General features: G+C 60.7%; 14 protein-coding genes. 6 read left to right on the top strand and 8 right to left on the bottom strand.

Annotated features, from left to right (window positions below):
- Positions 1-33: 33 nt before the first annotated feature.
- Both PMI26_RS26290 and PMI26_RS26295 read right to left on the bottom strand, forming a co-directional pair.
- Complete coding sequence (locus PMI26_RS26290; RefSeq protein ID WP_007970608.1) at positions 34-1440, bottom strand: NAD(P)/FAD-dependent oxidoreductase; 1407 nt, start codon at positions 1438-1440, stop codon at positions 34-36.
- Positions 1441-1491: 51 nt separating this feature from the next.
- On the bottom strand, positions 1492-2307 hold the full coding sequence (locus tag PMI26_RS26295; protein WP_007970607.1) for a helix-turn-helix transcriptional regulator: 816 nt from the start codon (positions 2305-2307) through the stop codon (positions 1492-1494).
- Positions 2308-2571: 264 nt separating this feature from the next.
- Between PMI26_RS26295 and PMI26_RS26300 the strand changes: the two genes are divergently transcribed.
- The gene (locus PMI26_RS26300) at positions 2572-2844 is read left to right on the top strand and encodes a DUF1652 domain-containing protein (RefSeq protein WP_007970606.1); all 273 of its coding nucleotides are present in this window, start codon (positions 2572-2574) and stop codon (positions 2842-2844) included.
- Between the two features lie 136 nt (positions 2845-2980).
- On the opposite strand, the gene PMI26_RS26305 is transcribed toward PMI26_RS26300, so the two are convergent.
- Positions 2981-5455, bottom strand: coding sequence for a UvrD-helicase domain-containing protein (locus PMI26_RS26305; RefSeq protein ID WP_007970605.1), 2475 nt, complete (start codon positions 5453-5455; stop codon positions 2981-2983).
- A 279-nt stretch (positions 5456-5734) separates the two neighbouring features.
- Here PMI26_RS26305 and PMI26_RS26310 point away from each other — a divergent pair, with 279 nt between their 5' ends.
- Positions 5735-6430, top strand: a complete 696-nt coding sequence (locus PMI26_RS26310) for a pirin family protein (protein WP_007970604.1) — start codon at positions 5735-5737, stop codon at positions 6428-6430.
- A gap of 197 nt (positions 6431-6627) precedes the next feature.
- On the opposite strand, the gene pgm is transcribed toward PMI26_RS26310, so the two are convergent.
- The 4 genes from pgm to PMI26_RS26330 form a co-directional block, all read right to left on the bottom strand.
- Positions 6628-8274, bottom strand: a complete 1647-nt coding sequence (gene pgm / locus PMI26_RS26315; protein WP_007970602.1) for a phosphoglucomutase (alpha-D-glucose-1,6-bisphosphate-dependent) — start codon at positions 8272-8274, stop codon at positions 6628-6630.
- Between the two features lie 111 nt (positions 8275-8385).
- Complete coding sequence (locus tag PMI26_RS26320) at positions 8386-9786, bottom strand: aminotransferase-like domain-containing protein (protein ID WP_007970600.1); 1401 nt, start codon at positions 9784-9786, stop codon at positions 8386-8388.
- Positions 9787-9826: 40 nt separating this feature from the next.
- A complete protein-coding gene (locus PMI26_RS26325) occupies positions 9827-11317 on the bottom strand; it encodes a hypothetical protein (protein ID WP_007970598.1) in 1491 nt (496 codons plus the stop codon).
- A gap of 569 nt (positions 11318-11886) precedes the next feature.
- Positions 11887-12909 carry a zinc-dependent alcohol dehydrogenase family protein gene (locus PMI26_RS26330; RefSeq protein WP_007970597.1) on the bottom strand — a complete coding sequence of 341 codons (1023 nt, stop codon included), beginning with the start codon at positions 12907-12909 and terminating at the stop codon, positions 11887-11889.
- 269 nt (positions 12910-13178) lie between these two features.
- On the opposite strand from PMI26_RS26330, the gene PMI26_RS26335 reads away from it, so the two are divergent.
- The 4 genes from PMI26_RS26335 to PMI26_RS26350 all read left to right on the top strand — a co-directional run bounded on the left by PMI26_RS26335 (position 13179) and on the right by PMI26_RS26350 (position 20249).
- The gene (locus tag PMI26_RS26335; RefSeq protein ID WP_007970595.1) at positions 13179-14096 is read left to right on the top strand and encodes a LysR family transcriptional regulator; all 918 of its coding nucleotides are present in this window, start codon (positions 13179-13181) and stop codon (positions 14094-14096) included.
- A gap of 286 nt (positions 14097-14382) precedes the next feature.
- Positions 14383-15636 carry a multidrug efflux RND transporter periplasmic adaptor subunit MexE gene (gene mexE / locus PMI26_RS26340; RefSeq protein WP_007970593.1) on the top strand — a complete coding sequence of 418 codons (1254 nt, stop codon included), beginning with the start codon at positions 14383-14385 and terminating at the stop codon, positions 15634-15636.
- A gap of 12 nt (positions 15637-15648) precedes the next feature.
- Entirely contained in the window at positions 15649-18828 is a 3180-nt protein-coding gene (locus tag PMI26_RS26345) for an efflux RND transporter permease subunit (protein ID WP_007970591.1), read from the top strand.
- Positions 18828-20249: an efflux transporter outer membrane subunit gene (locus tag PMI26_RS26350; RefSeq protein WP_007970590.1), complete on the top strand. Its 1422-nt coding sequence runs from the start codon at positions 18828-18830 to the stop codon at positions 20247-20249. Before PMI26_RS26345 ends, PMI26_RS26350 begins: the two co-directional genes overlap by 1 nt.
- 206 nt (positions 20250-20455) lie before the next feature.
- Here the strand turns inward: PMI26_RS26350 and PMI26_RS26355 are convergent, their stop codons facing one another.
- Positions 20456-21421: an HlyD family secretion protein gene (locus PMI26_RS26355; RefSeq protein ID WP_007970589.1), complete on the bottom strand. Its 966-nt coding sequence runs from the start codon at positions 21419-21421 to the stop codon at positions 20456-20458.

The raw sequence follows: 21421 nt of genomic DNA, 5'->3' as shown, positions 1-21421 counted from the left end.
GTCGATATGGGCTGTCTCTGAAGAGCGCGCCGTCTAGTGCATGAAACCTTCCATGAACCCGGCCACCCCGCTCGCCAGCTTGCGCCGCCAGGGCGCGGTAGCCGGGTTGGCCAGGGTCTGGTCCTCATGGACAAAGCTGCGGATGATTGCGTTGTAGCCAAGCCAGCGGATCGGTTCCGGCTCCCAGGCCCTGAGCGCGTCGAGGCCCCGCTGCGCAAGGACCCACGGCTGGCGCACCAGATCGGTGTCGCGCCCCAGGATCAGGTCGGCGAGCGTGCGTCCACCGAGGTTGCTGGCGCCAACGCCCTCCCCGCCGTAGCCGCCGGACAAGGCGATGCCTTTGGCCCGGTCGCAGAGCATGTGCGGCTTGAAGTGCCGGGACATGCCCAGGTTGCCGCCCCAGGAATGAGTGATCTGTACGTTCTTCAACTGCGGGAACAGCTCGCCGAACAGGTAGCGCCGCAGGTCTTTTTCATCGGTGGTCAGCTCGAAGTCGTGGCGCAGCTTGCCGGCGAACTGATAGCCGCCACGGGCGCCAAAGATCAAACGGTTGTCAGCGGTGCGCTGGCCGTAGGTCACTTGCCGACTGGCCTCGCTGAATGCCTGGCCACGGCTCAGGCCGATTTCATCCCAGGTGGCCGCCGACAGCGGCTCGGTCGCGACGATCAGGCTCTGCACCGGCATCTGATAACGCCCCAGGGGCGGCAAGGTGACGGAGTAGCCTTCTACTGCCGGAACGACCCAGTGACAGCGTACCGACGCTTTCGCCGTGCGCAGGCTGCCGGATTGCCAATGGGTGACCGGGCTGTTTTCGTAGATCCTCACCCCCATGCGCTCCACTGCCCGGGCCAGCCCGCGTACCAGCTTGGCCGGATGGATGGTCGCCACGTGCGGCGCAAAGATACCGCCATAGGGTTTGGCGACGCGGATCTGCTGCGCCAGTTGTTCCGGGCTCAGCCAGCGATAGTGGCTATCGTCGAGGCCCTGGCGGTGGAGATCGTCCAGGTAGTGATGCAGGCTGGTCGCCTGCTCCGGATAACGCGCAGCGCAATACAGCACCCCGCCTTTACGGAAATCGCAGTCAATGCCCTCACGTTCGAGGACAATCTCCACTTCATCCGGAATGCCATGCAACAAATCGTAGGAAGCGCGGCGCTCTTCGACCGGCAAACCGGCCAGCAGGCGATCTTCACCCAGCAAGTTGCCCATCAACCAGCCGCCATTGCGCCCCGACGCGCCGAAACCGGCGGTCTGCGCTTCGACAATGGCGATGTTCAGCTGCGGTTTCTGCTGCTTGAGGTAGTACGCGGTCCAGAGACCGGTGTAGCCCGCGCCGATGATCGCCACGTCCACATCCAGGTCCCGCTCCAGCGCCGGACGCGCCAACAACGGCTCGTCGAGCTGGTCCATCCACAAACTGATAGTGCGCCACGCCGGCATGCAAGACTCCGCCACAAAAAACTTCGATGGCGTCGATCCTAGTGCGTGGGCTCAGGCGCTGTCTTGCGCGCGTGCACGCAAAGAAATTTGTTTGACGTAGGCCTTGGGTGACTGGCCGGTATGCTGGCGGAAACAGCTGTAGAACGCCGACAGCGAATTGAATCCGGCGGCGAACGCCAGTTCATCGATACGCAGCGGTGGCGTGGCGTCATCCAGCGCCGCGAGCAAGTGTTGCAGGCGCGCCTGGTTGACGTAGCGGTAGAAGCTCTGGCCCAGCACCTGGTTCAACAGATAGGAAATCTGGTTCCGGCTGTACCCGCACTCCTTCGCCACCCGTTGCAGGTCGAGCTCCGGGTCAAGATACGGCTGCTGGCGCTGGAAATACTGCTGCAGGTCATCGGCCATGAAGCTCAACTGGCGAGGCGACAGGCCCAGCCGGCTGACCGCCGGGCGCTGGCCGGGGGTGGTTTTACTGACGGGTTGCTCATGCACCAGCGAAGCGTATTCATTGACTCGCCAGATCAGCCCGTCCTTGACGGTGATGGCCTCGCTGGCACGGAACGACACCAGTCCCTCACCACCGCGCAGGGTGATGCGGTACTGAATGAAGGCGGTGTTGCCGTCCAGTCGAATGCGGTCGGAGTGCTCCAGCGCTTCATCCGGATCCCGGGGCATGCTGCTGCCCACGTAGTCGCGCAGTTCGGCCAGGCCCATGACCCGATTCTGGAAAAAGTCGTTGTACTGGACTTCAGGGTGATAGAGCGCCATGACCCCGTCCAGGTCCCGGTGCTTCCAGCGCAAGTGATAGCGCATGACCGTCTCGCCCGTGGCCTGGGTTTGCAGCGGGCCATCATCCTCGGCGTGCATTGAAAATCTCGACGGAAAAAACCGAGCTTGCCCAACTTCCGCTTTGTCTTCAACGACTAAACGGATGCGGGCTTCGGGCCGCCAATATCAAGCAAGCGTGACCTGAATCAAAAAAAGGGTGGCAATCGCCAAACGAGCTGAAAAAACCACATTCTTTTCACATTCGGATGCTACTTTTAAAGACTGTCACTGGTTGAACCACTGAAGGTTCTTCCCTCCTACCATGAGCTAAAGGAAGCGCTCGATACTGAAGGCGGGCAACACATGAATAGAGGTTTCAGTAAGGTCACGTTTCCAAACGCCTGCCAGCTGATGCGCTGGCATTTTCATCCCATGGGTTTCGAGGCGAGCATGGACGCGCCGGGCAGCATGATTGCCCGTCTTTTCGATCGTGCCACTGGCGAGACCATGATCGCCATTGCCGGTATTCCTTGCGCCACCGTCATGAATGCCGCGGATGTAGAACGAATCATCGAAGCGGTGGAGGATGAACTTGAAGCCTTCGTTCCACCGCAGGCCCTCAGGAGTTATGCCTGAGGCCTACTCCCCAAAAAAAGCCCACCTGTAGGAGCGAGCCCGCTCGCGATGGTCGTTAACGATAACGCGTGTGAACCGGATAAACGCGGCGCACTTGAGTCCATCGCCGGCAAGCCGGCTCCTACAGTGTCTCGATTCAGGCGGTGTTCTGGCTTTTACGATGATCGACAAAGAACGCCTTCCCCTTGCCGATCCGGTCGGACGCCTTGGGCATGTTCGCAGCCTGGGTGTCTTGCGCATCGACGTACCAGTAGCAATGGCTGACGGCACGGGTAATACCCACGTATGCCAGGCGCAGGATCTCGTCCTTCTGGGCATTGTCGTAGGGTTCGCTGTCACCGGCCTTGCCCAGGCCCGCCATCCGGTAAACCTGATTCTTGTAGGGCGAACTGGTCAGGTGTTGGCAGTCGCCCAGCAAGAACACCGCATCGGCCTGGAGGCCCTTGGCACTGTGATACGTCAGTTGCTTGAGCCTGCGAGCTGCATGGGGCAAGCTCGAATCAACATTAACTACTGACTGAATATGCTCTTCTATCAATGACTTATCGCTACTTTTTCGATAAAGCATCAAGATTGAATCACCCTTTCGGTAATGCTCCATCAGGCGCTGCGCCAAGCCCTGGTCATCACGATCGAGGACGTTCACCGGCAGCAATGCCTTGGGTTCACCGCTGGCCTTGGCTTTCTTCCCGGCAATTGCCGGCGCTGCGCGCACGATGTGCTCGGCGGCGTCGATGATGTGCTGGTGGCTGCGATAGTTGTCGCTGAGCATGACCTTGGTGGTGCTCGGCGACGGGAACTCCTTGTTGAACTCCATGAAGTAGCTCGGCGAACTGCCGCGCCAGCCATAAATGGATTGCCAGTCATCGCCCACACAGAGCAGCGAGGAACGCTGGGCACCGCGCCCGACGTGCATGGCCGGCCCGCGACTGCGGATCTCCGCCAGGCTGGCCCTGATCCAGGAGACGATTTGCGGCGAAACGTCCTGGAATTCGTCGATCATCAGGTGTGACAACGGCCGCAGCAGCTCATCACTGAGCAGCTTGAGGTTCTCCGGCGAATGCTCGCTGAACAGGGCGAACATCCGGTTGTAGGTCATGATCGGTGGTTTCTGATCGAGCAAATGATCTTCCAGCGCCCGCCAGTAAAGGCTCAGGGCCTCGAAGAAGAACCGGTCGGGATCGTCCTTGGCGAAACTCATCTGTCCCACGGCACTCGGCACATCCAGCCCGAGGTTTTCGATGAACCCGGCGGCGGCGACAAAGCAATCGAGCAACGGCGCGGAAGCGAGCTCGCCCTTGACCTTGTAATCGAAGCCCGGCCCGGCGCTGGCATCCCCCGCCAGCGAGGCCAGCACACGTTTTGATGACTCGTAACTGTCAAGCCAAATCAATGGCTTACGACAGAAAGCTTGAAACAGGGTGCGCTTCACTGCCCATTCTGCGCGCACCGTCAGCTTGGCATTGGGCCGTGTGACCTGCGGGTTCTCCCGAGGATCGAACCCCAGCACCACCCAGGCGTCCAGCGTCGGGATGTAGCCGTGACAGTGAAATGTCGAGCCGTTGATATCGAACGACTGGCGATTCGGTTCGATGCCCTTGATGGGCCAGGCACCGGCGCGAAACCACAGGTCTTCAATGGCGTCGCACAACTCTTCGTCACGCTTGGCCGCCAGTTCGGTGACGCCCATGCGTTTCTGCACATCGGGGTGATCCCGCTCCAGCTCCTTGAGTTGCAAGGCATGCCGGGACAATGGCTTGATCAGTTCGCGAAAGCGCTCGTCGCTACTGTGCAGACGGTGATAGCAGGCGTTGAGCTGTTGGCGCTGAGCGTCGTTGATACGCAGGTCGAACGGATTGCTGTCGACCTCCTCGTCACCCTGTGCAGCCCGCAGGCTGAGATTCTCGAAGGCCTGCAAGCGCTCGAAACCCGGAAGACTGCGCACCATCGGCAGGATCCGCGAGTGAAAGGTGCGCACCAGGTCCCGTGCCTCCTTGAAACTGATCGCGCGGCCCCAGAGGGCAAACAGTTCGATCAGCTTGTTGATGAAGTCCTTGCGCGACTCACGGGTGAAGGTCACCACCGTCATCGAACTCAGCTCGAAACCCAGGTAATGGCTCAACAGCAAGATGCGCAGCACCAGTGTGGTCGACTTGCCTGCGCCGGCACCGGCGATCACCGAGGTGGACGGCGTATCGCTGAAAATCATTTTCCACTGTGCGGCGCTGGGCTGGGCATGGGCCGGCAGCAAGCGGGCGACATCTGCCTTCATGCGCTTCTTCAACTCGGCGCTCAACGGCAGGCGCCAATCGTCGAACAGCAGGTCATCGACATTCGGTGGCCGGTGTTCAGTGGAGCGCGAGTCGCGGATCAGCAGGACCTGCCGACCCTCCTCCAGCCCCTCGAGCTTGCCTTCCCTGTAGCCGTAATCGACCCCGGCACTGTGACCGCTGCGAAAACCGTCGGCCTGGCCATGCAACCACGACGCACGATGTTGGGCGTGCAGGCGGGTCAGGCTGTAACCGAAGAACCGGGCGAGCAGGCGCTTGATCAGCGGCATCTCGGCCAGGGGGCGAAGTTCAGGCGGAAGATCGGGGGTGTGTTGCGGCACGCGGACTGACTCCAGGGTGTGAGGCTGTTGAGCGCTATGGTGTCTGCATTTGCCATTGAGTTCTAGTGAATTGCTTATGACTCATTGGCTTATGCGATGAAGTGAAAGTTGGATGAGAAAATTTTGAGCCTATTTCATATCAATTGATTCGATGGGAATGGCGCATTTTTTACGCTTTTTATCGATTGTTGCCTGATGGATGATGGCCGTCATCAACCACCGGTCTCGCTTCGTGGCCAAGGCGCTCCGCCCCATGACGAACCTTTTCTGGAGACGATCATGCTTGAACTCAGACCTTTCAAAACCCTTGGCGGTGCTCACCACGGTTGGTTGGATGCGCATCACCATTTTTCGTTCGCCGAATACTACGATCCACAGCGCATGAACTGGGGCAACCTGCGGGTCTGGAATGACGACGTGATCGCTCCCGGCACTGGTTTCCCGCAGCACCCGCACCGGGACATGGAAATCATCACCTATGTCCGTGAAGGCGCCATTACCCACCAGGACAACCTGGGCAACAAGGGCCGGACCGAAGCGGGTGACGTCCAGGTCATGAGCGCCGGTACCGGGATCGCTCACAGCGAGTACAACCTGGAAGCGACGCCGACCCGGATTTTCCAGATCTGGATCATCCCGAATGAGACCGGCCTGGCACCGTCCTGGGGCGCCAAACCGTTCCCGAAAGGCGACCGCGAAGGTTTTGTCACCCTGGCCAGCGGCAAGGAAGGCGACGAGCAGAGCCTGCGCATCCGCGCCGATGCCCGGCTGGTGGCCGCCAATCTGAAGGCCGGTGAAACGGCCGAATACCTGTTGGACAGCGGTCGTCGTGCTTACCTGGTTCCGGCCACCGGGGTTATTGAAGTCAATGGCTTGCGCGCAGAAGCTCGAGACGGAGTTGCGGTGGCCGATGAGCAGGTGCTGCGTGTGACGGCCATCGAAGACAGTGAGATCGTATTGGTGGATCTGGCGTGACCTGCTGAGGGCAATCGCAAAAAAAGGGGCGACCGTGTTGGTCGCCCCTTTTTAGTTACTGCGGCAAACCCTTTGTGGGAGCGAGCTTGCTCGCGATGGCGGCCTGACATCCAGCATTGATATTGACTGACAGACCGCTATCGCAAGCAAGCTCGCTCCCACAGGGTTACATACAACTCCAGTGGGAGTTACGTTGCTTATTTCGCGGAAATGGCACCATCCACCAGCGTTTGCGCCTCGGCCACCAGTTGCTTGAGGTGGTCGTCGCTGACAAAGCTTTCGGCGTAGATCTTGTAGATGTCTTCCGTGCCCGACGGACGCGCCGCGAACCAGCCGTTTTCGGTCATGACCTTGAGACCGCCAATGGCCTGGTCGTTGCCCGGTGCGTGGCTGAGGATGCTCTGGATCGGTTCGCCGGCCAGTTGGGTCGAGGTGACCTGTTGCGGCGACAGCTTGCTCAACAGGGCTTTCTGCTCCGGGTTGGCCTTGGCGTCGACCCGTACCGAGAACGGTTCACCCAGTTCATCGGTCAAGGCACGGTACGCCTGGCTCGGATCGCGACCCGTCCGGGCCGTCATCTCGGCAGCCAGCAGGGCCGGAATCAAACCGTCCTTGTCGGTGCTCCAGACGCCGCCGTCCTTGCGCAGGAACGAGGCACCGGCGCTTTCTTCGCCGCCGAAACCCAGGGAGCCATCGAACAGTCCATCGGCAAACCACTTGAAGCCGACCGGCACTTCGTACAGGCGACGGCCCAGGCGTTTGGCCACGCGATCGATCAAGCCGCTGCTGACCACGGTTTTGCCCACGGCAGTATCGGCGCGCCATTGCGGACGATTCTGGAACAGGTAGTCGATGGCAACGGCAAGGTAGTTGTTCGGTGCCAGCAAACCGCCGGACGGCGTGACGATGCCATGGCGGTCGTGGTCAGGGTCGCAGGCAAACGCCACGTCGAAGCGCTCTTTCAGGCCGATCAGGCCTTGCATGGCGTGGCTCGACGATGGGTCCATGCGGATCTGGCCGTCCCAGTCGACGGTCATGAAGCGGAAGGTCGGGTCGACCTGTTTGTTCACCACATCCAGGTCCAGACGGTAATGCTCGGCAATCGCCGACCAGTAGCGCACCCCTGCTCCACCCAGCGGATCGACGCCCAGGCGCAGCTTGGCATCACGGATGGCGTCGAAGTCGATCACGTTGATCAGGTCGGCGACATAGGTGTTGAGGTAATCGTGACGATGGGTGGTGCTAGCCTTCAGTGCCTGCTCGTAGCTGATGCGCTTGACGCCAGCGAGCTTGTTGGCCAGTAATTCGTTGGCCTTGGCTTCGATCCACTTGGTGATGTGGGTATCGGCCGGACCACCGTTGGTGGGGTTGTACTTGTAGCCTCCGCTTTGTGGCGGGTTGTGCGACGGCGTGATGACGATGCCGTCCGCCAGGCCGCTGGTGCGACCACGGTTGTAGCAGAGAATCGCATGGGAAATGGCCGGCGTCGGGGTGTACTCGTCGCCCGCGGCGATCATCACGGTCACGCCGTTGGCCGCCAGCACTTCAAGGGCGCTGGCACCGGCTGGCGTGGACAGCGCGTGGGTGTCGATACCAACAAACAGCGGGCCATCGATGCCCTGAGCTTCGCGATACAGGCAAATGGCCTGGCTGATCGCCAGCACATGCCATTCGTTGAAACTCAGGTCGAACGAGCTACCGCGGTGCCCCGACGTACCGAAGGCAACGCGCTGGGTCGAAATGGCGGCATCAGGCTGGCCGGTGTAATAGGCCGTTACCAGTCGCGGGATGTCGACCAACAATTCTGCCGGTGCCGGTTTACCCGCAAAAGGACTGAGTGTCATGCAAAACCTCTGGAATAGAGTGGTTCAGGAAGTGAGCAGCAGTTTACTGGCAGTTTGACCGCAACGCGATGGGATCGATCCCACACAGTGGAGGTTGTTATTTTTTGTCACTCACTCGATCGATTCCAGGCGCAGCGCATCTCCCAGCAATCCCAGCGCGGCCGCCAGGTTGTGATCGCCGCCGAAGGTATGACTCAGGCGCAAATGCTGCCCGTGCAGACCCTGGAGGCTGAACAGTTCCCCCGGCGCGATGACCAGCTGTTGTGCCAGCAGGCGCTGGAACACACGACGGACATTGACCCGACGCAACGAACGCACCCAGATCGTTGCACCGCCTTGCGGCTCGACGAAATGCAAGGCATCACCCAGTCGCTCCTGCAACAACTGGGTCATTTGGCTCTTGCGCTCCTTGAGTAGCCGGCGCAGCACCAGCAGGTGTTGATCGATGCGGCCGCTGCTGTACAAACGGGCGATGGCTTTCTGGCGAATCGGCGACAGTCGAAACGAACGCAACAGGAAGTGCCGTTGCAACTCGGTGCTCAAGTGCCTGGAAAGCAGGTAGCCGTAGGGCGCTTCCGGTCCAACGATTTTCTCGAACGTGGAAAACACCATCAGCCGTTCAGGGTCCAGCAAGTCGCGAAAGCGCAGGCCGCCCGGGTCGAATCCGAGTTCGCCATAACAGTCGTTTTCCAGCACCCAACTGTCATGCGCGGCCAACAGCCGGGCAATGGCCTGCCTGTTTTCCTCAGGCGCCAGACTGCCACGGGGCATGTTCAGGGCCGATGACAGCAGCACCAGGCGCACCGGCTCGGTCTCCAGCAAGGTTTTCAGCCGTTGCGGATCGAGGCAACCATCGGCTTGCACAGGCCACTCGATCACCCGCACGCAGGCGCCTTGAAACAATCGCAGGATCGTCCAGTCGCACGGCGACTCAACCACTACCGTGGCGTCCTTCAAGCCCAGCACGGCGATGAGGATTTCCAGGACGCCGCGCAGGTCGGCACCGATGTAGACATCATCGGCGTGCCAGTAACGCATGGGAGACGTGGTGTAGCGTGCGGCCAGGGCAGTGCGCAGCTCGAGCTCGCCGCAGGGTTGCGAGGGTGACTGCGGCTGCCGGGGATACTGGCGCAGCAACTCCCGCTCCAGCAGCAACAAAGGGCTGTCGAGCGGTTGCAGCAACGCCGGTTCATCGGCGCTCAGGACCAGCATCCCCGGACGCCTGGCATTGACATAGACGGCTTCGAGCAGATCGCTGCCGCTGTCCTGCGGGTTGAAAGAGGACACCGGCAACGCGTAATAACCTGACTTGGCCACCGAAAACACGCGCCCTTCCTTCTCCAGCAGCGAATAAGCGTACTGAATGGTCGAGATCGACACGTTGAGGCGCTCCGCCAGCTGCCGCAGCGACGGCAGGCGGATGCGTGAATCTCCTTCGGACTCATTGATCAGGCTGCCCAGATATCGATAAACGGCCTGATAGGCGAAATCCGTTTCTCGTGGACCTTTCATGGCTGAAGGCCGACCGCACGGGCTGATAGTCCGCCCACCCTCAGTGACCCGCTGACCATTCATCCACCAAGGTGTCGCCGGTGTCAGGATCGCCCCCTGCCTCTTGCAACGCGGCGCACTGGATCTGTGCTTCGGGCGCCTCGCCATCGCTGCCTGGCACCCGCTCCATGCGATAAAGCCGGCCAATCAGGCTGACGGGCAATCCGCTGACATCAATCATCCATTGCATGATCTGTTCGGCGACCGGATGCCCCTGCATGGCCCGGTGCAGTTCGGGCATGGCCACCAGCATGCCCGGATGGCACTGACGCAAAAATCGCTCAAGCCCCGCACCTTCTTCGATAAACGGCGAAAAAAGCAGACATACCAGCTGTGCCTCGCTCAGACCCAGGGTCTTTTGCGCCTCGGCCGCCGCGCGGGCACGCTGGTCGGCCAGTGTCGCCGGGTTGCCGAACACCTCGATGGCCTGCTCGCACAAACGCTCGGGCAAGCGCTTGCGGCGCATCATCACCAGGGCGCGTTGCAGGTATTGCGCAACGCCCGACTGGTAATCGCGGCCCTGCACGAAGCTCGCTTGCAACCCACGCACGTGCGTCGAGATCGACGCGCTGACGAACTCGTTGTCGCTGATCTGCGCGGACAATTCGTCAGGCTGGAAGCCGAGAAACTCAGTCAACAATGACCAGCGCTCTTCCAGGTTGCTGACCAGCAGGTCGTGAATGTCGATGCAGGTGGCACGGCGACAGGTCTCAAAGCGCTCTTCAGGACGCCATCGGGCCTGGCCGCCATCGGCATAGAACGCCTGATAACAGTCGCTGCCCAGTTCATCGAGCAATGCAAACAACCCCGCATGGCCGGCCTCGCCCACGTGCGAGGGCTTGAGCCCTGCCTTGGTGGCGGCACGCTTCAGGCCGTCGATGAACTGTTTCTGCTGACGCGGCGTGTCACTGACAAGCAAAGCGTCGACGCCACCGTCCCAGCGGGCGATTTGCCCATAGAACTCTCCCGTGGCCAGATACCCGTCATCCCACAGGTCGAAACCGCCGCGCCACTCCCGGCGATGGCCGATCAGCAGCAGGTTCAGGCGGCTGGACTCGCGGCCGGCGTCGGAGATCGGCGTCAGGTGATCGAACGGCAGGATTTCCCGATCGTCGACCATCAGCACCTCGACCCGCGGATCGTCATAGACAAACAGTGCGCTGTTGGTCCGGTGCATGTTTTGCTCGGCCGCCCGGCTTGTCCCGTTCAACCGCAACGAGGCGATGCGCAACTGGAATGTCGTCGGGGACCGAGTGGCAATGGTCAATTGCGCCGCGCGTAACAGCGCCAGGCTGTAGCAATTGTCGCGGGTCCCGGACTGGACCACCAACACCTTGAAATCACCCATACGCTCCATGCCCCCCGCCGCCACTGCCAGACGCTGAATCAACAACTGCATTGCAGTGCGTTCGGCACGGGAGAAGAAACCCAGCAATCGCTGCAGCACTTGTTGATAGACATAGTTCATCGCTTGGTCATGGATGCTGGTCATCTTTATTTACCTGGTACTCGTAAGTTCAATTTCGCGCAAACAGCACATTCCGCTGGACTGTCTGCACGAATGGAGTCATCGACTTTATTGCCAAATGCTAGCAATTGAATTTTATGGACATCATTTGAAACGATCGTAACAACCCTTCTGAGGCGCGCCGAAGACAAGGCTGTAGCGCCCAGCTGGCAAGGGTTTTTTCGATTGGAGACGAAGTCCTAGGAAACGTCCGACAGCGTCCCACAGACACTTAACACAAGAAATAAGGAAAGAAGTTGTTGCTGTCTTTTTGGCAACTACACAACAACTAACTAAATCGAAGGCATGCACCGAGAGCGCACATTGAAAAGTTTTAGCCTGACACCCAGCCATGACTCATTCCTTGAGATGAAAGTAATCATTCAATTATCAGGGCTTAGTGGCTGATTAGAAGCTACAGATTACGGGCAAAAACCAGTTCAGTTGCTGGACCGGTCTGCGGATCGACGGTTTTTTTGGGGGGGGGGGCACAAACGAAAGAGTCCGTGTGGGCACGGACTCTTGGGGGGGGGCTTTTGCGTCGGCGCTTGGGGCTACGCCGGTTCGACCTGCAGGGCGACCCGCTCGCGGCAAGGGCATTCGTCCATGTAGCGGTGTGCCTCGACCACCTCGGCAAACGGGAAGACCCGAGTCTTGAGCGGCAGCAGCACGCGGTCAGCGGTCAACTGGTTGATGTCGCGCAAGGCACGTTGCAGTGCGACCTGGTCCTGGATGATGCCCAGTTCCGGCTTGCCGGTGAAGTTGCCGATGCAGTGCACGAAGAACTGAATGTTCTTCTGGAACGCCGCGCAGGCCGGGAATGGCGTCTGGTTGCCACCTTGCAGGCCGTACAGCACCAGGCTGCCGCGAGGCGCCAGCACATCGCCCAGCAAGGACATCTGAGGACCGCCCAAGCCATCGAAGACCACGTCCACACCGCGGTTATCGGTGATCTTGTTGATCCGTATCAGCAGATCTTCTTCCTCGGTAACGATGACTTTTTCGGCGCCCAGCGACAACAGATACTCACGCTCTTCTGCTGACTTGGTTGCCGCAATCACTCGAACACCCAAGGCCTTGCCCAGTTGTACGAACGAAGGTCCGGCGCAATGGCTGGCGTCGGTCACCAGGGCGAATTGCCCGGGTTTGACCCGTGCCAGGTCGGCATAAGCAAAATAGGCGACCAACAGCGGCGTGTAATGCACGCTGGCCTCGATCGGGCTCAGCACGTCCGGGTAACGGGTCAGCGACGAGCGCGGCAGGACAATCAGTTCTCCGTAGACCGGATAGTCGTTCGGGCTTTGGGCCGGGAAACTGGCGACCTTGTCACCGATCGCCAGGTCATCCACCCCCTCACCCACAGCCGTGACGATACCGGCCATTTCCTGGCCGAGGCCGGAAGGCAGATGGGCGCGGGACGACGCCAGATTCTGGCGCCAGAGAGTGTCGTACCAGCTGATGCCAATGGCCTCGACGCGCACCTGCACTTCGCCCGGTGCAGGCAGAGCCGCCGCATGCTCTTCGCATTTGAGCACCTCGGCTGGACCAAACTTGTGAAAACGGATCGTGCGGGACATCGCAAACCTCGCCAAATGAACCTCTAATGCCTTGAACTCTAGCTGGGCTTTCAACCCAACACTATCAGTGGGTATTAATAGTCGACATGCCTGTCATTGATTCCGCAGGGGCGGCGACATTGTGAAATGCCGCAAGAAACCGAAGCCACCTTTTCAGGAAATCTGAATTACCCGGTGCAGAGTACCAGCCTTTCCCCGTAATATTCCTGCTGGCCATTGTTCTCATATGGCCGCCCACGTCAAGTTTGCTGACTCTGCCAGGACTCCAGATGAATCGTAATGACCTGCGTCGTGTCGACCTGAACCTGTTGATCGTTTTTGAAACATTGATGCACGAACGCAGCGTGACCCGTGCTGCGGAAAAACTCTTCCTCGGCCAGCCGGCCATCAGTGCGGCGCTCTCGCGCCTGCGCGGGTTGTTCGATGACCCGTTGTTTGTGCGTACCGGCCGCAGCATGGAACCGTCCGCTCGGGCGATCGAGATCTTCGCCCTGCTCTCGCCGGCACTGGATTCGATTTCCACCGCGGTCAGCCGTGCGGCCGAGTTCGATCCTGCCACAAGTACCGCCGTGTTCCGCATCGGCCTTTCGGACGACGTCGAATTCGCCTTGCTGCCCATGCTGCTCAAGCGCCTGCGCGCCGAATCACCAGGGATCGTACTGGTGGTGCGCCGGGTCAACTACATCCTGATGCCGGGGTTGCTGGCCTCCGGCGAGATCTCCATCGGCGTCAGCTACACCACCGACCTGCCGGCCAACGCCAAGCGCAAGGTACTGCGCCGCAGCCAGCCCAAGCTGTTGCGCGCCGACACCGTACCGGGGCCATTGAGCCTGGATGATTACTGCGCGCGCCCCCATGCACTGGTGTCGTTCGCCGGCGACCTCAGCGGCTTTATCGATGAAGAGCTGGAAAAGCTCGGGCGCAAACGTCATGTGGTGCTCGCGGTGCCGCAGTTCAATGGCTTGAGTACCTTGCTGGCCGGTACGGACATCGTCGCAACCGTGCCGGACTACACGGCCGATGCGCTGACGACCGCGGGCGGTGTGCGCGCGGAAGATCCGCCGTTGCCGGTGCGCAGCTTTGAATTGCACATGGCGTGGCGCGGGTCGCAGGATAATGATCCGGGTGAGCGTTGGTTGCGGTCGCGGATTCAGATGTTCTTTGGGGATCCGGATAGTTTGGCGTGACCCGAAAAATCAAAAGATCGCAGCCTTCGGCAGCTCCTACAGGGGATTGCATTTCAATGCAGGAGTTGCCGAAGGCTGCGATCTTTTGATCTTGTATTTTTACAATCGAGGCAACACAGAATTGTCGTCAATCCGATTGAACAAGCTTTAACCAAAGGCGCAATCTAGAGGGCTAGCCTTGGTCTTATATCATTCCGAATGATAGTTACCTTCGCCCCATTCGATTCGTGAGATACAAACCCGCCGCGCATCATTCGCCAATCTCAACACATTGGCGGATGCATCCATGGAACAGTCATTCAAACATTTGCGCTTCCCGTTGGCTTTGTTGGCCGTAGTGGTGATCAGCGCTTGCGGCAAGGCCCCGGAAACCGCCGCCACGATGCCAGCAGCCAAGGTCAGCGTGGCCAAGGTGCTGGAACAACCGGTCAACGAGTGGGACGAATTCACCGGGCGCCTGGAAGCGCCGGAAACGGTCGAGATTCGTCCACGGGTCTCCGGCCAGATCGATGAAGTGGCGTTCACTGAAGGCGCCCTGGTCAAGAAAGGCGACCTGCTGTTCCAGATCGACCCGCGTCCGTTCCAGGCTGAGGTCCGCCGCCTCGAAGCCCTGGTTGCACAATCGCGCGCCAATGCCACCCGCAGTGAAAACGAAGCCCAGCGCGGTGAGCGCCTGCGCACCAGCAATGCCATTTCCGCCGAGCTGGCCGATTCGCGCACCAGCGCCGCCCAGGAAGCCCGCGCCGCCGTCGGTGCGCTGCAGGCACAGCTCGACCTGGCCAAGCTCAACCTGAGTTTCACCCGCGTCACCGCACCGATCAGCGGCCGTGTCAGCCGTGCGGAAATCACCGCCGGCAACCTGGTGACCGCCGACACCACGCCGCTGACCAGCGTGGTCTCCACCGACAAGGTCTACGCCTACTTCGACGCTGACGAGCGTGTGTTCCTCAAGTACACCGAGCTCGCTCGCCAGGGCAAACGCGGCGCTACCACCCCGGTTTACATGGGCCTGTCCAACGAAGACGGTAACCCGCACCAGGGCGTGATGAACTTCGTCGACAACCAGGTCAACCCGAAGACCGGCACCATCCGTGGCCGCGCCGTGTTCGACAACAGCGATGGCAGCTACACCCCGGGCCTTTATGCACGCCTGAAACTGGTGGGCAGCGGTACCTACAGCGCCATGCTGATCAACGATGAAGCGGTGGGTACCGACCTGGGCAAGAAGTTCGTGATCGTGATGGACGGCGACAACAAGACTGCCTACCGCGCGGTGGAACTGGGGCCGAAGATCGAAGGTTTGCGCATCGTGCGCAGTGGCCTGAACAAGGACGACACCATCATCGTCAAGGGCCTGCAACGGGTACGTCCCGGCTCACCGGTCACCCCTGAAGTGATTCCGATGGCCAGCGAACAGACCCTCGCGGCACTCGCACAACAACGCCAAGCGCTGGAAGCCAGCAACCTGCCCCAAGTCGCGCCTGCCAAGGTCGCGCCGGGCACGGTTGTGAAACTGGCTGCCACGACCCCACGCGGTTAAGGGATTTTTACGATGAATTTTTCCCAATTCTTCATTTCGCGGCCGATCTTCGCAGCGGTGCTGTCGCTGCTGATCCTGATCGCCGGTGCGATCTCGCTGTTCCAGTTGCCGATCAGCGAATACCCGGAAGTCGTGCCGCCGACCGTGGTGGTCCGCGCCAACTTCCCCGGTGCCAACCCCAAGGTCATCGGTGAAACCGTGGCCGCTCCCCTGGAGCAGGCCATCACCGGCGTCGAGAACATGCTGTACATGTCCTCGCAGTCGACCGCCGACGGCAAGATCACCCTGACCATCACCTTTGCCCTGGGTACTGACCTGGACAACGCGCAGGTGCAAGTGCAGAACCGCGTGACCCGGACCGAGCCGAAACTTCCCGAGGAAGTGACGCGTATCGGTATCACCGTGGACAAGGCATCGCCCGACCTCACCATGGTTGTGCACTTGACCTCGCCGGACAAACGCTACGACATGCTCTACCTGTCCAACTACGCGATCCTCAACATCAAGGATGAGCTGGCGCGGCTGGGCGGTGTCGGTGACGTGCAACTGTTCGGCATGGGCGACTACTCGCTGCGGGTCTGGCTCGACCCGAACAAGACCGCTTCGCGCAACCTGACCGCCACTGACGTTGTCACCGCCATTCGTGAACAGAACCGCCAGGTGGCCGCCGGTGCATTGGGCGCTCCCCCTGCCCCGAATGCCCAAAGCTTCCAGCTGTCGGTCAACACGCAGGGTCGTCTGGTCAGTGAGGAAGAGTTCGAGAACATCATCATTCGCTCTGGCGACAACGGTGAAATCACTCGCCTCAAGGACATCGCTCGCGTCGAGCTGGGTTCCAGCCAGTACGCTCTGCGTTCGCTGCTGAACAATCAGCCGGCGGTGGCGATCCCGATCTTCCAGCGCCCTGGCTCCAATGCCATCGAGATCTCCAACGAAGTCCGGGCGAAAATGGCCGAACTGAAGAAGAACTTCCCCGAAGGCATGGACTTCAGCATCGTCTATGACCCGACGATCTTCGTGCGCGGCTCCATCGAGGCGGTGGTTCACACCCTCTTCGAAGCACTGATCCTCGTGGTACTGGTGGTGATCCTGTTCCTGCAGACCTGGCGCGCCTCGATCATTCCGTTGGTGGCTGTGCCGGTTTCGCTGATCGGTACCTTTGCCGTGATGCACCTGTTCGGCTTCTCGCTCAACGCCCTGTCGCTGTTCGGTCTGGTACTGGCCATCGGTATCGTGGTGGACGATGCCATCGTGGTGGTGGAGAACGTCGAGCGGAACATCGAGCTCGGATTGACCCCGGTGGAAGCCACCAAACGCGCCATGCGTGAAGTGACAGGTCCCATCATTGCCACGGCGCTGGTGCTGTGTGCGGTGTTCGTTCCTGCGGCATTTATCTCCGGGCTGACGGGTCAGTTCTACAAGCAGTTCGCCCTGACCATTGCGATTTCCACGGTGATCTCGGCCTTCAACTCGCTGACCCTGTCGCCGGCGTTGGCCGCGGTATTGCTCAAGGGCCATGACGCACCGAAAGACCGCTTCTCCAGGGTGCTGGACAAGATGTTTGGCGGCTGGCTGTTCCGTCCGTTCAACCGTTTCTTTGAAAAGGCCAGCCATGGTTATGTCGGCACCGTCGCCCGTGTGATCCGCTCAAGCGGCATCGCCCTGCTGCTGTACGCCGGCCTGATGGTCCTGACCTTCTTCGGTTTCTCCAGCACCCCGACCGGTTTCGTACCCGGCCAGGACAAGCAATACCTGGTGGCCTTCGCACAATTGCCGGATGCCTCAAGCCTGGACCGTACCGAAGACGTGATCAAGCGCATGTCCGACCTGGCCCTGAAACAGCCAGGCGTAGAGAGCGCGGTGGCCTTCCCTGGCCTGTCGATCAACGGTTTCACCAACAGCCCGAACGCCGGCATCGTGTTCGTGACCCTCAAACCGTTCGACGAGCGTAAAGACCCGAGCATGTCCGCCGGTGCGATTGCCGGTGCCTTGAACGGCCAGTACGCGAACATCCAGGAAGCTTATATGGCGATCTTCCCGCCGCCGCCGGTGCAAGGCCTGGGTACCATTGGTGGTTTCCGCCTGCAGATCGAAGACCGGGGCAACCTGGGTTACGACGAGCTGTACAAGGAAACCATGAATATCATTGCCAAGAGCCACAACGTGCCGGAACTGGCCGGCCTGTTCACCAGCTACACGGTCAACGTACCGCAGGTCGATGCCGCCATCGACCGGGAAAAGGCCAAGACCCACGGCGTGGCCGTCAGCGACATCTTCGACACCCTGCAGATCTACCTGGGTTCGCTGTATGCCAACGACTTCAACCGCTTTGGCCGCACCTATCAGGTCAACGTTCAGGCCGAACAGCAGTTCCGCCTCGAGTCCGACCAGATCGGCCAATTGAAAGTGCGTAACAACAAAGGAGAGATGATCCCGCTGGCGACCTTCATCAAGGTCAGCGACACCTCGGGCCCGGACCGCGTGATGCACTACAACGGCTTCATCACCGCTGAAATCAACGGTGCGGCGGCCCCCGGCTACAGCTCCGGCCAGGCCGAAAAAGCCATCGAGAAGCTGCTCAAGGAAGAACTTCCGAACGGCATGACCTACGAATGGACCGACCTGACCTACCAGCAGATCCTGTCCGGCAACACCGCGCTGTTCGTGTTCCCGCTCTGCGTACTGCTGGCGTTCCTGGTACTGGCGGCCCAGTACGAAAGCTGGAGCCTGCCACTGGCGGTGATCCTGATCGTACCGATGACCCTGCTGTCGGCCATCACCGGTGTGATCGCCTCCGGCGGTGACAACAACATCTTCACCCAGATCGGCCTGATCGTACTGGTGGGCCTGGCGTGCAAGAACGCGATCCTGATCGTCGAGTTCGCCAAGGACAAGCAACTGGAGGGCCTCAACCCGCTGGCCGCAGTACTGGAAGCTTGCCGCCTGCGTCTGCGGCCGATCCTGATGACCTCCTTCGCGTTCATCATGGGGGTTGTGCCGCTGGTGTTCTCCAGCGGTGCCGGTGCCGAAATGCGTCACGCCATGGGTGTGGCGGTGTTCTCCGGGATGCTCGGGGTGACCTTCTTCGGCCTGTTGCTGACGCCAGTGTTCTACGTATTGATTCGTAACTTTGTCGAGCGTGGCCAGGCGCGCAAAGCCGCCAAGGTCGCCCTGAAGCTGGAGTCGCACTGATGAGTTTGAAAGCCTTCCTGCCGAGCCTGCTGGTGCTGGCCTTGAGTGCCTGTGCCGTGGGTCCGGATTACCAGACGCCCAACACCGAGGCGGCCAACATCACGGCCGCCACCGATGGCGCCGCCGGCCAGAAGAACTTTGACCGTTCGCGTTTCGAAGGCATCTGGTGGCAGCAGTTCGAAGACCCGACCCTCAACCAGTTGGTGACGCAATCGCTCAAGGGCAACCGTGATTTGCGCGTCGCGTTTGCCCGCTGGAAAGCCGCACGGGCGATCCGCGATGACATCAGTAACGACAACTTGCCGGTCGTCACCAGCCGTGTAAGCAGTGACTTGGGCAAGGGCCAGATTCCTGGCCAGACCACCGACCGGGTCAACAGCGAACGCTACGACCTGGGCCTGGACATGGCCTGGGAGATCGACCTGTTTGGGCGTATCCAGCGCAACCTGGAATCGGCGAATGCCGAGCAACAGTCGCTAGAAGCCGATCTGTACCAACTGCAGGTGAGCATGATTGCCGAACTGGTGGATGCCTACGGTCAACTGCGTGGTGCGCAACTGCGGGAAAAGATCGCCCTGGCCAACCTGGAGAACCAGCAGGAGTCGCGCAAGATCACCATCAACCTGCGTGATGCCGGCGTCGGCGATCAACTCGATGTGGAACGTGCCGATGCCCGCCTGGCGTCGGTCGAAGCCAGCGTGCCGCAATTGCAGGCCGAGCAGGTTCGGGAAAAGAACCGTATCGCCACGCTGCTGGGCGAGCGGCCGGACAAGCTGACCGTGGACCTGAGCCCGAAAGACTTGCCGGCGATTGCCAAGGCCTTGCCGATCGGGAATCCGGGGGAACTGCTGCAACGCCGGCCGGACATTCGCAGTGCCGAGCGCAAACTGGCGTCGGCCACGGCGCGGATCGGCGTGGCCAAGGCCGACCTGTTCCCGCAAGTCAGCCTGAGCGGCTTCCTCGGTTTCACCGCCGGGCGGGGTTCGCAAATCGGTTCCTCGGCGGCCAACGCCTGGGCGCTCGGCCCGAGCATCACCTGGGCGGCATTCGACCTGGGCAGCGTGCGCGCCCGTTTGCGCGCCGCCGACGCCGATGCCGAAGGCGCCCTGGCGACTTACGAGCAGCAAGTGTTGTTGGCCCTGGAAGAATCGGAAAACGCATTCAGCGACTACGGCAAACGCCAGCAGCGCCTGATTTCGCTGATTCGCCAGAGCGAGTCCAGCCGTTCGGCTGCCGATCTTGCCGAAATTCGCTACCGCGAAGGCACCGCCGATTTCCTCGTGCTGCTCGACGCCCAGCGTGAACGCCTGGCGGCCGAGGACACCCAGGCCCAGGCTGAAGTCGACCTGTATCGCGGCATCGTCGCGATCTACAAGGCCCTCGGTGGCGGCTGGCAGCCCGAGACGGTCGCCAGCAATTAACCCCAAGCTTTCAAGCGCTCCTTTGGTTGGCCGCAACCAACCAATTCCTTTGCCCTGCGTCTCATTCGGTCGCGGGGCTTTTTTTGCCGTTTAAAAGGCAATGTAAATCCTTTGTGGGAGCGGGCTTGCTCGCGAAGGCGGTGTGTCAGGCAATGCAAATGTCAAATGACACACCGCCTTCGCGAGCAAGCCCGCTCCCACCGGGGTTATTGTTGGTCTTTGGATTGTTGGTTTTCCTGGACGGTCACGGTGGCCGTGGTCCCTGCCCTGAGTTTGTCTTTACCGGCATAGTCGGCATCGATCTCGATCCGCACCGGCACCCGCTGCGCCAGTTTGATCCAGGTGTAACTGGGGTTGATGTTGGCCAACAGGCGACCGCCCGGCAGGTTTTCCCGGTCGGCAATGGCAAAGGCAATGCTCTGCACTTTGCCGCCAAAGGTTTCGCCACTCATCAACTCGATCCTGACCCGGTCGCCCTCGCCGATCCGCGGCAACTTGGTTTCTTCAAAGTAACCGCTGACATAGAACGAATCGCTGTCCACCAGCGCCAGCAACGGACCACCGGCCGAGGCGTAGTCGCCCTCCCGGGTCAGCAGATTGGTGACAAAGCCGGTCACCGGGGAGACGACATGGGTACGCTGCAGATCGAGTTCCGATTGGGTCAAGGCCGCGATGGCCAGTTGCACGTTGGCCTGGGCCAGCACCAGATTGGCCTGATTTCGCAGCAGATCAGCCTGGGCCACCGACACGTCGGTGTTGGCTTTTTCCCACTCTTCGCCGGAAATCGCCGAACGATCCTTGAGCGTGCGCCGCCGTTGCTCCTCGCTCTGACGCTGCTTGAGCAAGGCTTCGCTGGCGGTAATGGACGCCTGGGCCTGCCCGAGCGAGGCTTTCGACACCTCGACGGCACGCTTGGCATGCTCCACCGCCAGCGTGTATCGCGCCGGATCGATCTCCAGCAGCGCCTGGCCCTTGTTCACATGTTGGTTGTCCTGCACGGCCAGGCTGACGATTCGCCCCGAGACATCGGCGGACAGAGTCACCACATCTGCACGCACCCGGGCATCCCGGGTCCAGGGGGCGCGGGTGTAATGCTCCCAGGCGAACCAGCCCAGGATCAAAGCCAGCAGTACCACCGCCAGCGTCGTAAGTCGGGGAAGGATGTTCTTCAA

Origin of the sequence: Pseudomonas sp. GM33, from assembly GCF_000282295.1 — a bacterium.
GTDB lineage: Bacteria > Pseudomonadota > Gammaproteobacteria > Pseudomonadales > Pseudomonadaceae > Aquipseudomonas > Aquipseudomonas laurylsulfatiphila.
The sequence above is the reverse complement of the archived record's forward strand: the minus strand, read 5'-3'. Positions and strand labels throughout refer to the sequence as shown.